We start from the raw sequence: 15623 nt of genomic DNA on the forward strand, positions 1-15623 counted from the left end.
GCGATCATGATCTCGAACCATCTCGTCATGCCGCTGCTGCTGCGCGGGCGCGGCCTGCTGAGCGATCCGGACCGCTCGGCTGCGAGGGCGCGGCGCGCCGGCAACAGCAGCACCGGCGGCGACCTCGGCTCGCAGGTCGTGATCATCCGGCGCGTCGCGATCCTGATCGTGATCCTGCTGGGCTATGCCTATTACCGTGCCGCCGGCGAGGCCGCGCTGGTCTCGATCGGCCTCCTGTCCTTCGCCGCGACCGCGCAGATCGCGCCCGCTTTCTTCGGCGGCCTGCTCTGGCGGCGGGGGACGGCGCTCGGCGCGGCAGCCGGCCTGACGGTGGGCACCACCCTCTGGGCCTATACCTTGCTGATACCGAGCCTGTCCCATCCGGACGGCCCCTGGAGCGAGCTGATCGCCAAGGGCCCGCTCGGAATCGCGGCCCTGCGGCCCGAGGCGCTGTTCGGGCTCGACCTGCCGTCGCTGCCGCATGGCGTCGCCTGGAGCCTGGGGCTCAACATCCTTTGCTATGTCGGCTTCTCGCTTTTGCGACCGGCCAATGCGATGGAGCGGCTGCAGGCCAATGCCTTCGTCGAATCCGACCGGGCGACCATGGCCCAGTCCTTCTCGCTCTGGCGCTCCAGCGTCACCGAAGCGGAGCTGCAATCGACCATCGGCCGCTATCTCGGCCAGGAGCGGACGCAGCGCGCCTTCGACGGGTTCGCCAGCGGGCGTGGCGAGGTGCCGGGCGGCAATCGCGAGGCCGACATCCACATGCTGCGCTTCGGCGAGCATCTGCTCTCCTCCGCCATCGGGGCAGCGTCCTCGCGGCTCGTGCTCTCGCTCCTGCTGCGCCGCCGGAACCTGTCGACCGAGGCGGCCTTCAAGCTGCTAGACGACGCCTCGGCGGCGCTGCAATACAATCGCGACATCCTGCAGCACGGGCTCGACCATGCCGGACAGGGCATCACCGTGCTCGACCGCGACCTCAGGATGCTGGCCTGGAACCAGGCCTTCATCGAGCTCTACGACCTGCCGCAATCGCTGGTGCGCTTCGGCACCGGGCTCGACGAGATCGTGCGCTACAACGCGGCGCGCGGCGCCTATGGCGACGGCGAGCAGGACGACCTGATGGCGGCGCGGCTCGAAAGCTTCGTCAACGACCGCGAGCCGGTGCGGCTCAAGCTCTACCCATCGACCAAGGTGATCGAGATCCGCTCGAACCCGCTGCCGGATGGCGGTCTGGTGACGACCTATACCGACATCACCGAGACGGTCGCGGCGCATGAGGAGCTGGAGCGGACCAACGAGAGCCTGGAGCGCCGCGTCGCCGAGCGCACCGAGGAGATCCTGCACGTCAATGCCGAGCTGCAGCGCGCCAAGGCCGGAGCGGAGGAGGCGAACGCCTCGAAGACCCGCTTCCTGGCCGCCGCGAGCCATGACCTGCTGCAGCCGCTCAACGCAGCCCGCCTCTACGCCACGGCACTGGTCGAGCGCGACCGGATCGCGGCGAGCCCCGAGCTCGCCGAGAACATCGACGCCTCGCTGGATGCCGTCGAGGAGATCCTGACGGCGCTGCTGGAGATCTCGCGGCTCGACGGCGGCGCGCTGAAACCGGAGCTGACGAGCTTCCGGCTCGACGAATTGATGCGCCAGCTCCAGCGCGAGTTCGAGCCGAGCGCCCAGGAGAAGGGCCTGCGGCTCGTCTTTGTGGCGAGCTCCGTTGCGTTGCGCTCGGACCGGCGCCTGCTCCGGCGCCTGCTGCAGAACCTGATCTCGAACGCGCTCAAATACACGCCGAACGGCAAGGTGCTGGTCGGCTGCCGTAGGCGCGGCAACCAGATCTCGATCGAGGTGCTCGATACCGGGCTCGGCATCCCGCTCAGCAAGCAGAAGACGGTGTTTCGCGAGTTCCAGCGGCTCGACCAGGGCGCCAAGGTCGCCCGCGGGCTCGGCCTCGGCCTCTCGATCGTCGAGCGCATCGCGCGCACGCTCGACCACAAGCTGACGCTCGTTTCGACATCGGGGCGCGGCACGCGCTTCTGCGTGCTGGTGCCGCGCGCCGCCCCGCTTCCGGCGATGGCGACCGGGGCGGCGCCGCGCCATTCCCCGGCCGGGCAGCTGGCCGGGCTCAGGCTGATGGTGATCGACAACGAGCCCGCCATTCTCGACGGCATGAAGCGGCTGCTCGAAGGCTGGGGCTGCACCGTCGCGATCGCGCCCGGGCTCGACGAGGCGCTTGCCCTGCCGAGGACCGGCGGCGAGCCCAATGTGGTGATCGCGGATTATCATCTCGACCATGGCGACGGCCTGGCCGCCATTGCGGCGCTGCGCGAGCGCGCCCGCCTGCCGCTTCCGGCGATCCTGCTCACCGCCGACCGCTCGCCGCAGGTCCGCGAGGCGGCGGCCGCCTTCGACGTGCATATCCTCAACAAGCCGCTGAAGCCCGGCGCGCTGCGGGCCCTGCTGGCGCAATGGCGCGCGACGCGGCTGGCGGCGGAATAGCCCCTCCCCGTCATTGCGAGGAGGCGCAGCCGACGAAGCAATCCAGGGGCTGCGCGTGAAGCTCTGGATTGCTTCGCTGCGCTCACAATGACGGCGGAGCGCTCAGCGCTCGGCGGCTCCGGCCTGACGCATCGCCTCCTCCGAGGCGAGGAAGGCCGCGACTTCCGGGCTCGCCGGCGGGCTCTCGACGCTGAGGCCCATCTCCTCCATCAGGCGCGCGACCGGCACGAAGCTCTTGTCGCCCCGGTCATAGAGGGCGGCCCGCACCAGCGCGACCGCCGCGACGATCTCGCTACCGTCCCGGCCGCGGCTGACGACGCGGTGCTGCATGACGAGCCAGCTCTCGGTCCAGCACAGGATCGCGGTCTCGATCCGGAAGGGCCGGAACAGCCTGAGCTCGCGGCGGAAGCGGATCATCCCGGAATTGACCACCGGCACCCAGCCCTCGCGCAGGATCGTGCGCCACAGGCCGGTGCGCAGCATCAGGTCGGTGCGGCCGAGATCCATCAGGCTCCAGTAGCGGCCATTATTCATGTGCAGGCTGGTGTCGAGATCGTGGAACCAGACGCGGAACGGCAGGACCGACGGCTCGAAAGGCGGCTTCAGCTTCGGCCGGAAGGGCGTCGTCAGCAGGAGCCAGAGCAGGCGCAGCCAGAGATTCATGAAGGCTCCTGTGGAACGAGGCCGCGAGGGTGGCAGCGCCCTTCTAGCCCCAAACCCGCTTCAGGCCATATCATCGTCACCGACTCGCGCCATCCTTCGGGGCGTATCGCGTCGGACCCAAGCTCCATGCCAAGCCTCCACGTCTCGTCCCTGTCGAAGCTGCACGAGACGGTCGCCGCCATTGGCGCGAGCCATGTGGTGACGCTGATCAATGTCGACACCATGGTCGAGCGCCCGGTCGGCATCGCCGCCGAGCGCCATCTCTTCATCGGCATGTCGGACATCACCGTGCCAATGGACGGGCATGTCATGCCCGGCGAGGACCATGTCCAGCGCGTGCTGCGCTTCGTGCGGGACTGGGACCGCGCCGCCCCGATCCTGTTCCATTGCTGGGCCGGCATCAGCCGCTCGACGGCGGCCGCCTATATCGCCGCCTGCGCCCTGCGGCCCGGGCGCTGCGAGAACGAGATCGCGCTCGCCTTGCGGGCCGCCTCGCCCTCGGCGACGCCCAATGCCCGGCTGGTCGCCGTCGCCGACCAGATTCTCGGACGCGGCGGGCGCATGACGCTCGCGGTCGAGCGCATCGGCCGGGGGGCAGACGCGTTCGAGGGAACGCCGTTCCGGATCGATCTCGATTGAGGCCGACGCAGGCTTGCGGCATCGTGGCCCCGACATGCCAGACTTGACGCCCCCCGCCATCGAGATCGGCCTTGCGGCCGCCATCGTCGCCTTCTCGGGCGGCCAGCCCCATATCCTGACCGCGCAGGCCGGCGACGGCGACGAGACTCCGGGCCTGCCCTACGGCCCGTTCGACCCCCTGGCGCATCGGACCTTCGAGATCGGCCTGCGCTCCTGGGTCGCCGACCAGACGGCGCTATCGCTGGGCTATGTCGAGCAGCTCTATACGTTCGGCGACCGCGGCCGTCAGGCCGAGATCCGCGAGGCCGGCCCGCATGTCGTCTCCGTCGGCTATCTGGCGCTGACGCGCGCTCCGACGCTGACGGCGCAGGCCGCCTTCCGCCCGTGGTACGGCTTCTTCCCCTGGGAGGACTGGCGCGCCGGGCGCCCCACCCTGCTCGATTCGACGATCCTGCCGCTGCTGCGGCGCTGGGCCGAGGACAAGGCAGCCGAGCGGGCCGAGCAGGACCGGCGCGCGCTGTCGCGGCAGCAGCGGCTGGCAGCCTGTTTCGGCGAGGCCGGCGCGCCCTGGGACGAGGAGAAGACGCTCGAGCGCTACGAGTTGCTCTACGATTCCGGCCTCGCCTTCGAGGCGCAACGGGACCGCGGGCCGGGCTCGCGCGAGCAGGCGCCCGGCCCGCTGCTCGGCCAGGCGATGCGCTTCGATCATCGCCGCATCCTCGCCACCGCGATCGGCCGGCTGCGGGCCAAGCTCAAATACCGCCCGGTCGTGTTTGAGCTGATGCCGGACGCCTTCACCCTGACCGCGCTCCAGAATACGGTCGAGGCGATCTCCGGCCGACATCTGCACAAGCAGAACTTCAGGCGGCTGGTCGAGAGCGCCGCGCTGGTCGAGCCGACCGGCACGATGACCCGCACGGCCGGGCGGCCGGCGGCGCTCTTCCGCTACCGTCGCGAGGTCATTGCCGAGCGACCGGCGCCTGGCCTGCGCGTCGGCAGCCGCGCGATTGGTGCCGAGCGCTAGTTTTGTGCGATTGCGAAGGGAGTTGGCGCGGATATCGGCGCATCTGCCGGTGATCGATGCAGAAAATTGCTTGCTTCTCGCGAAATTTGCGACGAACCATCGCGGCGAGAAGGAAATTCTATGATGATCGAACTCGATTCCCGCGACCGCGCGATCCTGCGGATTCTGCAGAATGACGGCCGCATCACCAATTCGGACCTGGCGGAGAAGGTCCATCTCTCGCCATCGGCCTGCCTGCGCCGCGTCCGGCAGCTCGAGGAGAGCGGGCTGATCCGCGGCTACGCGATGATGCTCGACGACAAGATCGCGGGCTTTCCCGGCACGGCCTTCGTCTTCGTCACGCTCGACCAGCAGGGCCGCGCCTCGCTGGAAGGCTTCGAGCAGGCGGTCCAGAACCTGCCCGAGATCCTGGAATGCCACCTGCTGGCCGGCGCGCATGATTACCTGATGCGGGTGATCTATCGCGACAGCGCCGATTTCGAGCGTATCCACACCGATATCATCACGCAGCTTCCGGGCGTGACACGCGTGCAGTCGACGCTGACACTGCGCACGATCAAGAAGACCTCGGCGCTTCCGGTCTGAGCGGGGTTGCGGCGACCGGAGGCAGGGCCGATAACAGGCCCCCAACGGGAATCGCCGACCTTGACCGACGCCAAATCCAATTCCGACATCGCCGCCCTGCCCTTCGAGGAGGCGCTGAAACAGCTCGAGGCGATCGTCGCCCGGCTCGAGCGCGGCGACGTGCCGCTCGAGGAATCGATCGACATCTACACCCGCGGCGAAGCGCTGAAGGCGCGCTGCGATGCGCTGCTGAAGCAGGCCGAGGCGCGGATCGAGAAGATCACGCTCGGCGCCGACGGCAAGCCGACCGGCACGGCGCCGCTCGACGTGGACAAGTAGCCGATCGCGGCCGGCGGATATGCGGACTCCCAGCATCGCGGCAAAACCGCTTCCTGCGGACATGCCCCCGCCGCCGATCGAGATCGCGACCTCGCTCACGCTGGACGACCGGGTCGCCGCCTCCGCCTTCGCCTATCGCGATCTGATGGTCCGGGCGCGCCGGCGCGTCCTGATCGTGCTCGCGGTCCTCTGCTTCCTCACGCTGCTCGGGGCGCTGTCGAGCGCCTGGGGCGAAGGCGGCAAGCGCGACAGCGCGCTGCTCCTCAGGCTCTTCCTGCAATCGCTGGCCGGACCGACCGGCATCGGGATCGCCGGCTTCACCGCGATTCTCCTGACCTATTACCTGCTCTACCCGTTTCATGCCCGCAGCAGCCTGCGGCGCTGGTTCATCGACGAGGGGCAGGACGCGCCGATGCCGGTCAGCCACCGCTTCGACGCGACGGGCCTCGCGAGTTCGGCGCCGCATCATCAAAGCCATCTCGCCTGTCATCGGGCCGGGAGCCTGACCGACGGCCCGGAGCATCTCTTCCTGTCGCCGGTGGGCGTCGAGGACGTCGTGGCGCTGCCGAAACGCGACATCCCGGCCGAGCAGCAAGGCCGGCTGCATGACTGGATCGCCTATTGCGGCACGGCCGAGGGACGCGACGCCACCGCCGGCAACGGGACCATCGAGGCCTCGCCCGCCTCGGCGGAGCTCAGCATCAGGTTCAGCCAGAACCTCGAGGACCGCGTGGCCGGGCTGAACGGCCAGATGGACCGGCCCGGCATGCGCAGGCGCCGCAGGCGCGGTTTCATCTTGGCGATGCTCGGCGCCGTCCTGGTCGCACCGGCGCTGATGCTGTTCGTGTGGAGCATCGATTCCAATCGCGTGCCCTGGCAATTCGCACTGCCGCTCTTCGGCGAGATGTTCCTGACGCAGTTCTGGAAGCCGGCGCTCGGCCTTTGCGCCCTCGTGCTGGCGATCGCCGCGGCGCATCCCTGGTTCAGGCGGCAGCATGCGCGGGCGCTCGGCAAGATGCTGCAGGAGAGCAAGGCGACCTATGAGACGGAGGTCCGCTTCTCCGAAAGCGGGATGGAAACGCGGCAGGACGGGCTCGTCAATCGCTGGGACTGGGCGGCCTTCAGCGGCGTCGAGACGAAAGGCGAGCACATCTTCCTGCATCTGCGGCGGGAGGAGCCGATGCTCCTGCCCCGGCGCGCACTTGATTCCGGACAGATGACGGTCTTCGATCGGCTGGCCCGGGATCATATCCGCCCCGAACCGGAGGCACGCACATGACCGGCTCACGATGGCTCGCGATCGCCGTCCTGTCGCTCGCGCCGGTCCTGGCTGGCGCCGCCCAGGCCGAGATCCTGCACTTGCCGCGGGGGATCGCGGTCGACCTGCCGGAAGGCTGGCGGCTCGATGGTCCGCTGGAGGGAAAGACCGGATCGGACGGCCGCACCCGCGTCCAGCTCGTTTGCGAGACGCCGGACTGCAAGCAGACGCAGGAGACCTGCACATTCCTGTTCCAGGCCGAACGTCGGCCCGGCGCGGATGACGCGACGCGGCTCAAGGCGCTCTACGAATCGCCGTTCGACCGCTATTTGCGGATCAGAGCGGTGCTCAAGGCGACGAGCCAGGATGCCGAGGTGCTGCAGCCGCTCGGATTGACCGATATCGGCGGGCGGCCCTGGTACCTGATCGAGACCGACGCGCGGCACAACTACAAATCCGGGCTCTTCGCCGAGACCGTGGTCGACGGCTGGTATCTCGGCGTAATCTGCAAGACCTGCGAGACCGGCAAGCTGCGCCATCAGGCCGGTCGCGGGATGATTGAAAGCGTCAGGCCGGCGGATTGACGCGGTTCTACGCCCCGGCGGGAGTGGCGAGGCGCGCCTCGATCAACCGGGCGACATGACGGGCAGCGGCATCGCCTTCGCTGCGCCGATGCCATGCCAGGTGCAGGGGGAAGCCGGAGACCGGGAGCGGCGGCGCCAGCGTCACGAATGGCCCACCCTCCCCGGGTGGCAGCGTCCGGCTCGGCAGCAGCGCAATCAGGTCGGAGCTGAGCAGGAGCGGCGGCACGCTCAGGAAGCTCGGAACGACGAGGCCGATATGGCGTTTGCGGCCATGCACTGAGAGCGCCTCGTCGAGCGCGCCATAGGTCTCGCCTCGTCCCGACACCAGGATATGCGGATAGGCGAGCCAGCGCTCGAGATCGAAGCCGGCGGCGGCGGGATGCCCTTTGCGCATGGCGACGACATAGTGCTCGCGCAGCAATTCCCGCCGGGTGAAATCCTTGTCGAGCTCGGGAAAGACCGAGATGGCGAGATCGGCATCACCGCGCGCCAGCGCCTCGAGCGCCTCCGACGCACCGCGCCAGGGCATGAGGGCGAGCGTAAGGCGCGGCGCGGTGCGCGCCAGGTCCTGATACAATCCACCGGCCAGCAGCGCGGGCGGCAGCTCGGCCGTCACGACCCGGACCGTGCCGTGCAAGGTCGCGAGATCGGGCTCCGGAGGATCCAGCAGCGCCGTCATCCCGGCCAGCAGATCCCTGATCGGCTGTTGCAGTGCCTGCGCCTTCGGCGTCAGCCGCATCCGCCCCCTACCCCGCTCCAGGAGCCGGTCGCCGAAGAGGTGGCGGCAGCGATCGAGCGCGCTCGACGCCGCCGGTTGCGACAGGCCGATCCGCTCCGCGGCGCGCGAGACATGAGCCTCGTCGAGCAGCGCGTCGAGCATGACGAGGAGGTTGAGATCGACCGCACGTAAATTCATGGGGTCGATAATACGATATATTGATCATCCATTGGAGTGATTTTCGAGCTGGCCCCATCCTTTGGCCATCGCAAAGGAGGACGCCATGCCGAACACCCTGATCCTGCTGTTTCACCCGACCTATGCCGCCTCGAACGCCAATCGCGCGCTGTGCGAGGCGGCCAGTGCCCTGCCCGGCGTCACGATCGTCGACATGCAGGCGGAATATCCGGATGGCGTGATCGACACCGACGCGGAGGTCGCGCGGCTGCTGGCGGCGGATCGGATCGTCTTCCAGTTCCCCGTGCAGTGGTACTCGACGCCGCCGCTGCTCAAGGCCTGGCAGGACGCCGTGCTGACCCGGATGTTCTATCTCGCCTATGAGAGCGAAGGGCGGCTGCTGGAAGGAAAGCCCCTGCTGATCGCGGCGACGGCCGGGAACGTGCCTGAGGCCTATGCTCGCGGCGGCCAGAACCGCTTCTCGCTGCGCGAATTGATGCGCCCGCTCGAGGCGACGGCGCATCGCTGCGGCCTCGTCTGGCAGGAGCCTTTCCTGATCTATGCGGCGCACAAGGCGGATGCCGAGGCGCTGCAGCTAGCGGGCGCGCATTATGCCGGACGCATCCGGCGCATGCCGGCTGCCAGACTGGACGTGGCGAGCTAAGGCGACGAGGCCCCATGCCGCGGCAGGCCGGAGCCTGCGCGCGGCATGGCCACCATCGTCAGGCGCTCACATCCGCGTCCGCGTTGCGGCTGGACACCTTCAGGATCGCGGCGCCGAGGGCGGATTTCAGGACGGCGCCGATCAGGAACGGCACCACGCCGGCGAGCAGCGCCCGCTCCGCGCCGATCAGCGTCGCGAGCCAGGCCCAGCCGAAGACGAGGCAAAGCGCGTTGCCGAGCAGCATCGCCATGAAGGAGCGCAGCAGATTGCCGCCGCCCCAGCCCCGTTCGGCAAGCCAGCCGACCAGGGCGGCCACGATCGGGAACGAGACGAGATAGCCGCCGGTCGGCCCCATGAAGGGCGCCAGGCCCGATGCGCCGCCGGCCAGCACCGGCAGGCCGAGCATCGCCTCGAACAGCCACGCCAGAACCGTCACGGCGCCGAGCCGCCAGCCATAGAAGGCGCCGATCAAGGTCACCGCCAAGGTCTGCATGGTGACCGGCACCGGCACCATCGGCACGCTGATCTGCGAGGCCAGGGCAAGGAGCAGGGTGCCCGCCAGCACGGCGCCGGCCTGCTGAAGGACAGGGCGCCCGGACAGGCGCAGCGGGCCGGCGAGCGGCCGGGTCTCGGACAGAATCCTATCGGTCATTTGCGATCTCCGTGATGAGGTCAGATCCAAATTATCTATAATTTTTGAATCTGATCTATTACTGACTCCACATCACGGGCGGGAAAGCAAGTCCGGTGGTGCCAGCGACCTCAGCCGACGATGGCGAACGCCTCCCGGGTCGCTCCCGACGCGGTCTGGACCGGCTTGCGCCCGATCCATTGGACATGCCGGGCGAGAATCGCGGCGGCCTGCTCGACCTGGCCCTCACGCAGCGCCGACAGGATCGCGCGATGATCGTGGTCGGTGCGCGCCTCCCATTCGGAGCGCCAGGCGGCGAACAGGAAGCGGGCGCTGGCGGCATGCAGATCGTCGATCGCAGCCAGCAGCCGCTTCATGCCGCAGGGCGCGAGAATCAGCCGGTGGAAGCGGCGATTGGCCTCTTCCCAGGAGCGGACATCCGGCGAATGGTCGCCGGCTTTGGTCGCCTCCTCGGCCTGATCGAGGATCGCCCGGGTCAGATGCGGGGCGGCATGGCGCAAGGCCAGCACCTCCAGCGCGGCCCGCATCTCCGCCACTTCCCGGACCTCGTGGAGATCGAAGGCGGCGACGCGCACGCCCCGGCGCGGCTCGCTGACGGCGAGGCCCTGCGCCTCCAGGCGCTGGAAGGCCTCGCGGACCGGGACATGGCTGGCGCCGAACTCTGCGGCGACATGGTCCTGCCGCAGGCGAGCGCCGGGCTCGATCGCTCCGGAAATAATGCGGTCGGCCAGGATCCGGCTGATCCGGATCGCGGCGGTTTCCCTGGGTGGCTGGCTCATTTTTTATAGATAATTTTGCGGGCTCGCCCTGTCGAGCGGGGAATCGACCGGCAAGCCTGCAGGCCGCTTGCTCCCGGCCCGGCTTGCAGCCAGACTCCGCCCCTCACCCGGAGGAGGTTCTCATGTCGCAACTGCCCGCGGACGATCCGATCCCCGGCGACGCCCGCTCCTGCGCCGCGCTCGAACAGGTGATCGTGTCCCGCGCCCGCGATCTCGGCGGCTTCTCGGTCAGGCGCGCTTTGCCCGCGATCGGCCGCAGGATGGTCGGGCCGTTCATCTTCTTCGACCAGATGGGACCGGCCGAGTTCCTGCTCGGCGAGGGCATCGACGTGCGGCCGCATCCGCATATCGGGCTCTCGACCGTGACCTATCTCTTCGACGGCGAGATCATGCACCGCGATTCGCTCGGCACCGCGCTGCCGATCCGCCCGGGCGCGGTCAACCTGATGACGGCGGGACGCGGCATCGTCCATTCCGAACGCACCGGGCCGGAGGAGCGGCTCAAGGCGCCGAAGCTCTACGGCATCCAGACCTGGCTCGCCTTGCCGAAGACGCATGAGGAGAACGCGCCCGAATTCATCCACCACGCCGCGCCGGAGCTGCCGCGCATCACCGGCGACGGCAAGCGCATCAGCCTGATCATGGGCTCGGCCTATGGCCAGACCTCGCCGGTGAAATTCCCCTGGGAGACGCTCTATGCCGAGGCCGTGCTGGCGCCGGGTGCGATCCTGCCGCTCGATCCCGATTATGACGAGCGCGCCGTCTATATCGTCTCCGGCAAGATCGACATCGCCGGAGACGAGTTCGGCGCCGGGCAATTGCTGATCTTCAAGCCCGGCGACCGCATCTCGATCCTGGCGCTCGACCAGGCCCGGCTGATGCTGGTCGGCGGCGAGCCGATGGACGGGCCGCGCCATATCTGGTGGAACTTCGTCTCCTCCTCGAAGGAGCGCATCGACCAGGCCAAGGCCGAGTGGAAGGCCGGGCGCTTCGACACGGTGCCCGGCGATGCGGAAGAGTTCATTCCGCTGCCTGAAGGCTGAGCTCGCCCTCCGGCATCGCCTTCAGGGCCGGCATCGTCGAGGCCAGGATCGCCAGCGTCGAGAGGCCGAACACGGCGGCCGGCAGCCAGATCGCCAGCTCCAGCCCGAGCCACTCGCCGGCGAGGCCCCCGGCGAGCGCTCCGAGCGGGCGCATGCCGAAGGTCGCGGTGGTCAGCGTCGCGCTGACCCGGCCGAGCAGCGCCTGCGGGGTCACCGCCTGGCGCAGGCTGGTCTGGACGATCGACCACAGGATCGGGCCGAAGCCGAACAGGAAGAAGGCGAAGGCGAGCGCCGCCCAGCCGAAGCCGGCCGGCACTGCCGCAGCGACCAGCGCGCCCAGCAGCGAGGAGGCCGGGCCAAAGACGAGCAGGACGCCGGTCGGCATGCGAGCGATCAGCGCCGGCCCGACCAGCGCGCCGAGCACGAGGCCGGCGCCATAGACCGACGAGGCGAGGCCGATCGCGCCGGGCTCCATCAGCAGGATGCGCGCGGCATAGGGTGCAAACAGCGCCATGAAGGCGAAGAAGGCGAAGTTCCAGCCGATGGCGCACAGCGCGATCGGCCTGAGATAGGGGTGGCGCGCCACGAAGGCCCCGCCCTCGGCGATGGCGCGATGCAGGGCCTGCCGTGCGGGAGCGGCGGGGCGCTCGGCCGGCTGGCGCAGCGCCGCGACCATCACGGCGATGCCGCAAAGGGCGCAAAGCACGAGGCCGAGTGCTCCGGCGCCGCGCGCCACCGCCCAGCCGGCGAGCAACGGCGCAGCCAGGCTCAGCACGGCGCGGCCGAGCTCCATCCGGCCATTGGCGCGCGGCAGATCAGCGACCGCGACCCGGCTCGGCAGCAGCACGAAGATCGAGAGCACGATGATCACCGGTCCGGACGCCGCGATGAAGGCCGAGAACGCCAGCGCCCAGCCGGCCTGTCCCGAGGCGAGCAGGGCCGCGCCGGCGAGAGAGCCCAGAAGCATCAGCCCACCGCCGGCCAGAATCAGCGAACGCGGCGCGATCCGGTCCGCGACGACGCCGGCGGGCAGCGAGACGAGCAGCCAGGCGGCCGATTGCGCGGCGACCAGGAGGCCGACCAGACGCGGTGTCGCGCCGGCCTGCGTCGCGGCGAGCGTGATCGTGTCCAGTGCCAGCTTGTCGGCGAATTGCGCGACGATTCCGGCGAGAAGCAGGGCGAAAGGCAGGCGGGACGACATGGCGGATACCCATGGTTGCAAGGCTGCCAGAGCGTCTCATGCGCCCGGCCCCGGCCCCACCCGTTTCCTGCCCAGGCGGGCATGCGACGACGCACCGGTTTGCCAGCGCCGCCCGCAGGCTTTATTCGAGATCGATCAGCTTGAAAGATTGCGTCGCCGCGCCGTGCCCCGCCCCGCCACACCTCTCCTCGATCAGGTTCCCGATCCGGCCGCCTTGCGCGCGCTCGACGATAGCCAGTTGCAGCAGCTCGCCGACGAGCTCAGGGCGGAGACGATCGACGCCGTCTCGGTCACCGGCGGCCATCTCGGCGCCGGCCTCGGCGTGGTCGAGCTCACCGTGGCGCTGCATCATGTGTTCGACACGCCGCGCGACCGGCTGATCTGGGATGTCGGCCACCAGGCCTATCCCCACAAGATCCTGACCGGCCGGCGCGAGCGCATCCGCACCCTGCGCCAGCCCGGCGGCCTCTCCGGCTTCACCCGGCGGGTCGAGAGCGAATACGATCCGTTCGGCGCAGCCCATTCCTCGACCTCGATCTCGGCCGGGCTCGGCATGGCGGTGGCACGCGACCTGTCGGCCAAGCCGAACAATGTCATCGCCGTCATCGGCGACGGCGCGATGTCGGCCGGCATGGCCTATGAGGCGATGAACAATGCCGGCGCGCTCGGCTCGCGGCTGATCGTCATCCTCAACGACAACGATATGTCGATCGCCCCGCCGGTCGGCGCGATGTCGGCCTATCTCGCCCGGCTCGTCTCGGGGCGGACCTATCGCTCGCTGCGCGAGGTCGCGAAATACCTGGCCGGGAGGCTGCCGCGCTTCTTCCACGAGAAGGCCAAGCGCACCGAGGAATATGCGCGCGGCTTCTGGACCGGCGGCACGCTGTTCGAGGAGCTCGGCTTCTATTATGTCGGGCCGATCGACGGCCATAACCTCGACCACTTGCTGCCGGTGCTGCGCAATGTCCGCGACGCCGGGACCGGGCCGATCCTCGTCCATGTCGTGACGCAGAAGGGCAAGGGCTACGCGCCCGCCGAGGCCAGCGCCGACAAGTATCACGGCGTCGTCAAGTTCGATCCGGTCACCGGCCAGCAGACCAAGGCCCCGGCCAATGCGCCAAGCTATACCGGCGTCTTCGCCAACGCGCTGATCAAGGCCGCGCGCGAGGACGAGAAGATCGTCGCCGTCACCGCCGCCATGCCGTCGGGCACCGGGCTCGACGCCTTCGGCAAGGAATTTCCCGGCCGCACCTTCGATGTTGGCATCGCCGAGCAGCATGCGGTCACCTTTGCCGCCGGGCTGGCGAGCGAAGGCTACAAGCCGTTCTGCGCGATCTATTCAACCTTCCTGCAGCGCGCCTATGACCAGGTCGTGCATGACGTCGCGATCCAGAAGCTGCCGGTGCGCTTCGCGCTCGACCGGGCCGGGCTGGTCGGCGCCGACGGCGCGACGCATGCAGGCGCCTTCGACGTTGCCTATCTCGCCTGCCTGCCCGACATGGTGGTGATGGCGGCGGCCGACGAGGCCGAGCTGACCCATATGGTCGCGACCGCAGCCGCCTATGATGCCGGGCCGATCGCCTTCCGCTACCCGCGCGGCGAAGGCGTCGGCGTCGAGATGCCGCAAACCGGGATTCCGCTCGAGATCGGCAAGGGCCGGATCGTCCGCGAGGGCTCGCGCGTCGCCATCCTCTCGCTCGGCACGCGGCTGGCGGAAAGCCTCGCGGCGGCCGAGCTGCTCGGCCAGCGCGGCCTGTCGACGACGGTTGCCGATGCCCGCTTCGCCAAGCCGCTCGACGAGGCGCTGATCCTGCGGCTGGCCCGCGAGCACGAGATCCTCGTCACGGTCGAGGAAGGCTCGGTCGGCGGCTTCGGCAGCCATGTCCTGCATCTCCTGGCGCGCAGCGGCCTGCTCGACGGCGGGCTGAAGGTGCGGACGCTGACCTTGCCCGATAGCTTCCAGGACCAGAACAAGCCCGAGGTCATGTACGCGGAAGCCGGGCTCGATGCTGCCGGCATCGTGCGCAGCGTCGAGCAGGCGCTGGGCGCGCCGAGCGCGATCCGTCGCGCCTGAGCGCGGCCGCGATGAAAAGCCGGGCGGACCATCTCCTCGTGGAGCGCGGCTTCTTCGAAAGCCGGGCCCGCGCGCAGGCCGCAGTCGCGGCCGGCCTGGTCACGGTCGACGGCGTCGTGGTGCGCAAGGCGTCGGAGATGATCGCCCCCGGCGCAGTCATCGTCGCTGCTGCCCCTCATCCTTACGTCTCGCGCGGCGGGCTCAAGCTGGCGGCGGCGCTGGACGCCTTCGGCTTCGACCCGGCCGGCCGGACCTGCCTCGATGTCGGCGCCTCGACCGGCGGCTTCACCGACGTCCTGCTGAAGCGCGGCGCGGCGCATGTCCATGCCGTCGATGTCGGCCGCGAGCAGCTCCATGCGAGCCTGCGGACCGACCCGCGCGTCACCAGCCTCGAGGCCAGGGACATCCGGGCGATGGCCGCCTCCGACTTCTCCCAGGCACTGAGCCTGGCCGTGATCGATGTCAGCTTCATCTCGCTGCAGCTCGTTCTGCCCGCCGTCGCCGAGCTGCTGGCCAGGGATGCCCTGATCGTCGCGCTGATCAAGCCGCAATTCGAGGCGGGGCGGGCCGCGCTCAAGAAGGGCGTGGTCCGCGACGAGGCCATTCATGCCCGCGTCTGCGAGGAGATCGCGGCGCGCCTGCTCGGGCTGGATTTTGCGATCAGCGGTCCGATCCCCTCCCCGATCGAAGGCGGAGACGGAAATCGCGAGTTCCTGATCGGCGGGCGACGGTCGGGTTAGACTCTGCT

The 15623-nt window shown here is 69.3% G+C and carries 16 protein-coding genes; 11 read left to right on the forward strand and 5 right to left on the reverse strand.

Features of this window, described 5'->3' with window-relative positions; translation table 11 throughout:
• Positions 1-2496: hybrid sensor histidine kinase/response regulator (locus tag ACTIF2_RS27250; protein ID WP_439500280.1), on the forward strand; the 2496-nt coding region annotated here is incomplete at its 5' end.
• A gap of 102 nt (positions 2497-2598) precedes the next feature.
• Here the strand turns inward: ACTIF2_RS27250 and ACTIF2_RS27255 are convergent.
• A complete protein-coding gene (locus ACTIF2_RS27255) occupies positions 2599-3159 on the reverse strand; it encodes an acyl-CoA thioesterase (RefSeq protein WP_439500281.1) in 561 nt (186 codons plus the stop codon).
• Positions 3160-3285: 126 nt separating this feature from the next.
• Here ACTIF2_RS27255 and ACTIF2_RS27260 point away from each other — a divergent pair, with 126 nt between their 5' ends.
• The 6 genes from ACTIF2_RS27260 (at position 3286) to ACTIF2_RS27285 (ending at position 7567) form a co-directional block, all read left to right on the forward strand.
• The gene (locus ACTIF2_RS27260; protein ID WP_439500282.1) at positions 3286-3798 is read left to right on the forward strand and encodes a tyrosine phosphatase family protein; all 513 of its coding nucleotides are present in this window, start codon (positions 3286-3288) and stop codon (positions 3796-3798) included.
• A gap of 34 nt (positions 3799-3832) precedes the next feature.
• Positions 3833-4822: an NUDIX hydrolase gene (locus ACTIF2_RS27265; protein ID WP_439500283.1), complete on the forward strand. Its 990-nt coding sequence runs from the start codon at positions 3833-3835 to the stop codon at positions 4820-4822.
• Between the two features lie 120 nt (positions 4823-4942).
• The gene (locus tag ACTIF2_RS27270; protein WP_439500284.1) at positions 4943-5407 is read left to right on the forward strand and encodes an Lrp/AsnC family transcriptional regulator; all 465 of its coding nucleotides are present in this window, start codon (positions 4943-4945) and stop codon (positions 5405-5407) included.
• Positions 5408-5467: 60 nt separating this feature from the next.
• Complete coding sequence (locus ACTIF2_RS27275; RefSeq protein WP_439500285.1) at positions 5468-5725, forward strand: exodeoxyribonuclease VII small subunit; 258 nt, start codon at positions 5468-5470, stop codon at positions 5723-5725.
• Positions 5726-5786: 61 nt separating this feature from the next.
• Complete coding sequence (locus ACTIF2_RS27280) at positions 5787-7004, forward strand: YcxB family protein (protein ID WP_439500286.1); 1218 nt, start codon at positions 5787-5789, stop codon at positions 7002-7004.
• Positions 7001-7567 carry a hypothetical protein gene (locus ACTIF2_RS27285; RefSeq protein WP_439500287.1) on the forward strand — a complete coding sequence of 189 codons (567 nt, stop codon included), beginning with the start codon at positions 7001-7003 and terminating at the stop codon, positions 7565-7567. Before ACTIF2_RS27280 ends, ACTIF2_RS27285 begins: the two co-directional genes overlap by 4 nt.
• A 7-nt stretch (positions 7568-7574) precedes the next feature.
• Here the strand turns inward: ACTIF2_RS27285 and ACTIF2_RS27290 are convergent, their stop codons facing one another.
• On the reverse strand, positions 7575-8483 hold the full coding sequence (locus ACTIF2_RS27290) for a LysR substrate-binding domain-containing protein (protein ID WP_439500288.1): 909 nt from the start codon (positions 8481-8483) through the stop codon (positions 7575-7577).
• Positions 8484-8568: 85 nt separating this feature from the next.
• On the opposite strand from ACTIF2_RS27290, the gene ACTIF2_RS27295 reads away from it, so the two are divergent.
• Positions 8569-9126: an NAD(P)H-dependent oxidoreductase gene (locus ACTIF2_RS27295; RefSeq protein WP_439500289.1), complete on the forward strand. Its 558-nt coding sequence runs from the start codon at positions 8569-8571 to the stop codon at positions 9124-9126.
• A 58-nt stretch (positions 9127-9184) separates the two neighbouring features.
• Here the strand turns inward: ACTIF2_RS27295 and ACTIF2_RS27300 are convergent, their stop codons facing one another.
• Together ACTIF2_RS27300 and ACTIF2_RS27305 are read right to left on the reverse strand one after the other, a co-directional pair.
• Entirely contained in the window at positions 9185-9778 is a 594-nt protein-coding gene (locus tag ACTIF2_RS27300; RefSeq protein WP_439500290.1) for a biotin transporter BioY, read from the reverse strand.
• A gap of 110 nt (positions 9779-9888) precedes the next feature.
• Complete coding sequence (locus tag ACTIF2_RS27305; protein ID WP_439500291.1) at positions 9889-10557, reverse strand: GntR family transcriptional regulator; 669 nt, start codon at positions 10555-10557, stop codon at positions 9889-9891.
• A 122-nt stretch (positions 10558-10679) separates the two neighbouring features.
• On the opposite strand from ACTIF2_RS27305, the gene ACTIF2_RS27310 reads away from it, so the two are divergent.
• Positions 10680-11600 carry a pirin family protein gene (locus tag ACTIF2_RS27310; protein WP_439500292.1) on the forward strand — a complete coding sequence of 307 codons (921 nt, stop codon included), beginning with the start codon at positions 10680-10682 and terminating at the stop codon, positions 11598-11600.
• Here ACTIF2_RS27310 and ACTIF2_RS27315 read toward each other — a convergent pair.
• Positions 11578-12801, reverse strand: a complete 1224-nt coding sequence (locus ACTIF2_RS27315; RefSeq protein WP_439500293.1) for an MFS transporter — start codon at positions 12799-12801, stop codon at positions 11578-11580. The two genes, ACTIF2_RS27310 and ACTIF2_RS27315, sit on opposite strands and share 23 nt — an antisense overlap.
• 163 nt (positions 12802-12964) lie before the next feature.
• On the opposite strand from ACTIF2_RS27315, the gene dxs reads away from it, so the two are divergent.
• Together dxs and ACTIF2_RS27325 are read left to right on the forward strand one after the other, a co-directional pair.
• Positions 12965-14875, forward strand: coding sequence for a 1-deoxy-D-xylulose-5-phosphate synthase (dxs, locus tag ACTIF2_RS27320; protein ID WP_439500294.1), 1911 nt, complete (start codon positions 12965-12967; stop codon positions 14873-14875).
• 11 nt (positions 14876-14886) lie between these two features.
• Complete coding sequence (locus ACTIF2_RS27325; RefSeq protein WP_439500295.1) at positions 14887-15615, forward strand: TlyA family RNA methyltransferase; 729 nt, start codon at positions 14887-14889, stop codon at positions 15613-15615.
• Positions 15616-15623: the final 8 nt, after the last annotated feature.

The sequence above is a fragment of the Allobosea sp. genome, assembly GCF_051860145.1.
Classification (GTDB): domain Bacteria; phylum Pseudomonadota; class Alphaproteobacteria; order Rhizobiales; family Beijerinckiaceae; genus Allobosea.